Annotated in this window: 1 protein-coding gene; it reads right to left on the reverse strand. The window is 66.3% G+C overall.

The window, feature by feature from the left end; genetic code table 11:
- Positions 1-3,115 (reverse strand): Calx-beta domain-containing protein (locus tag MHZ91_RS28145; RefSeq protein WP_239216585.1); only part of this gene is annotated, 3,115 nt, incomplete at both ends.

Here is a 3,115-nt window from a genome sequence, read left to right on the forward strand (position 1 = left end):
GCGTCAGCTGTTCGCGGCCTTCAAAGACGGTGTCGTCGGTGGTCGGAACCGTGACGACGATGCCGCCGGTCGTGCCAGCCGGCACGGTGACGCTGTACGAGCCATCGGCGTTGGCCGTGACGGTGGCAGGCTTGCCGCCGATCATGACCGTGGGGGTACCCACATCGCCGGCTTCGATTTCGCCACCCAGCTTGAAGGTGAGCGTGGTGTCGGCGTCGACAGCCTTGGTCAGGGCCACGTTGAAGACGGCGTTGCTGCCTTCGTTGACGTCGCCTGCGTCCGAGACAGTCAGGGCCGGCACGTCCGCGCCCGGATTCGGGTTGGACGGGTCGGTGCTTTCGGTATCGACGATCGTGGCGTTGCCCGAGTCGGTGATATTGCCAGGCAAGGCGACGCCGCTGGCGGAGTTGCCCGAGAGGGTGGCGTCCAGCGTCAGCTGTTCGCGGCCTTCGAAGACGGCGTCGTCAGTGGTCGGAACCGTAACGACGATGCCTCCCGTAGTGCCAGCCGGCACGGTGATGCTGTAGGAACCATCGGCGTTGGCGGTGACGGTGACGGGCTTGCCGCCAATCATCACGGTGGGCGCGCCCACGTCGCCGGCTTCGATCTGACCGCCCAGCGTGAACGTCAGGGTGGTGTCGGCGTCGACGGCCTTGGACAGGGCCACGTTGAAGACGGCGTCGTTGCCTTCGTTGACGTCGCCGGCGTCCGAGACGGTCAGGGCCGGGACATCGGCGCCCGGGTTCGGGTTGGACGGGTCGGTGCTTTCGGTATCGACAATCGTGGCGCTACCGGAGTCGGTGATGTTGCCGGGGAGCGCGACACCGCTGGCCGAGCTTCCGGTCAGCGTGGCGTCGAGCGTCAGCTGTTCACGGCCTTCGAACACCGAATCGTCGGTGGTCGGAACCGTGACGACGATGCCGCCGGTCGTGCCAGCCGGCACGGTGACGCTGAAAGTGCCATCGGCGTTGGCCGTGACGGTGGCGGGCTTGCCGCCGATCATGACCGTGGGAGCGCCCACGTCGCCGGCTTCGATTTCGCCACCCAGCTTGAAGGTGAGCGTGGTGTCGGCATCGACGGCCTTGGTCAGGGCCACGTTGAAGACAGCGTTGCTGCCTTCGTTAACGTCGCCTGCGTCCGAGACAGTCAGGGCCGGGACATCGGCGCCCGGATTCGGGTTGGACGGGTCGGTGCTTTCGGTATCGACGATCGTGGCGCTGCCCGAGTCGGTGATATTGCCAGGCAGCGCAACGCCGCTGGCGGTATTGCCCGAGAGCGTGGCGTCCAGCGTCAGCTGTTCGCGGCCTTCAAAGACGGTGTCGTCGGTGGTCGGAACCGTGACGACGATGCCGCCGGTCGTGCCAGCCGGCACGGTGACGCTGTACGAGCCATCGGCGTTGGCCGTGACAGTGGCAGGCTTGGCGCCGATCATGACCGTGGGGGTACCCACATCGCCGGCTTCGATTTCGCCACCGAGCTTGAAGGTGAGCGTGGTGTCAGCGTCGACGGCCTTGGTCAGCGCGACATTGAAGACGGCGTTGCTGCCTTCGTTGACGTCGCCTGCGTCCGAGACGGTCAGGGCCGGGACATCGGCGCCCGGGTTCGGGTTCGACGGGTCGGTGCTTTCGGTATCGACGATCGTCGCGCTACCGGAGTCGGTGATGTTGCCCGGCAAGGCGACGCCGCTGGCGGAGTTGCCTGTCAGCGTGGCATCCAGCGTCAGCTGTTCGCGGCCTTCAAAGACGGTGTCGTCAGTGGTCGGAACCGTGACGACGATGCCACCGGTCGTGCCAGCCGGCACGGTGACGCTGAAAGTGCCATCGGCGTTGGCCGTGACCGGGGCGGGCTTGCCGCCGATCATGACGGTGGGGGTACCCACGTCGCCGGCTTCGATTTCGCCACCGAGCTTGAAGGTGAGCGTGGTGTCGGCATCGACGGCCTTGGTCAGGGCCACGTTGAAGACGGCGTTGCTGCCTTCGTTGACGTCGCCCGCATCCGAAACGGTGAGCGCCGGCACGTCGGCGCCCGGGTTCGGGTTTGACGGGTCGGTGCTTTCGGTATCGACGATCGTGGCGCTGCCCGAGTCGGTGATGTTGCCCGGCAGAGCGATACCGCTGGCCGAGTTGCCGGTCAGCGTCGCGTCCAGCGTCAGTTGTTCGCGGCCTTCGAACACCGAATCATCGGTGGTCGGGACCGTGACGACGATGCCACCAGTGGTGCCAGCCGGCACGGTGACGCTGTAGGAGCCATCGGCATTCGCGGTCACGACGGCAGGCTTGCCACCGATCATGACGGTGGGGGCACCCACGTCGCCCGCTTCAATCTGACCACCCAGCGTGAACGTAAGGGTGGTGTCGGCGTCAACCGGCTTGGACAGGGCCACGTTGAAGACGGCGTTGTTGCCTTCGTTGACGTCGCCGGCGTCCGAGACGCTCAGGGACGGTACATCCGCGCCCGAACCATGATCGTCAACGATGACGGCGCTGCCGGAGTCGGTGATGTTGCCCGGCAGCGCGATGCCGCTGGCCGAACTGCCGGTCAGCGTGGCGTCCAGCGTCAGCTGTTCGCGGCCTTCAAAGACGGTGTCGTCAGTCGTCGGGACCGTGACGACGATGCCACCGGTGGTGCCAGCCGGCACGGTGATGCTGTAGGAGCCATCGGCGTTGGCGGTCACGACGGCAGGCTTTCCACCGATCATGACGGTAGGGGCACCCACGTCGCCCGCTTCAATCTGACCACCCAGCGTGAACGTCAGGGTAGTGTCGGCGTCGACGGGCTTGGACAGAGCAACGTTGAAGACGGCGTCGTTGCCTTCGTTGACGTCGCCGGCGTCCGAGACGCTCAAGGACGGCACATCCGCGCCCGAACCGTGATCGTCAACGATGACGGCGCTGCCGGAGTCGGTGATGTTGCCCGGCAGCGCGATGCCGCTGGCCGAGCTGCCGGTCAGCGTGGCGTCCAGGGTCAGTTGTTCACGGCCTTCAAACACCGAATCATCGGTGGTTGGGACGGTGACAACGATGCCGCCGGTCGTGCCGGCAGGAACCGTAACGCTGTACGTACCGTCCGGATTGGCCGTGACCGTGGCAGGCTTGCCACCGATCATGACGGTGGG

It is taken from the genome of Achromobacter sp. ACRQX, assembly GCF_022346505.1.
Lineage (GTDB): Bacteria > Pseudomonadota > Gammaproteobacteria > Burkholderiales > Burkholderiaceae_B > Achromobacter > Achromobacter animicus.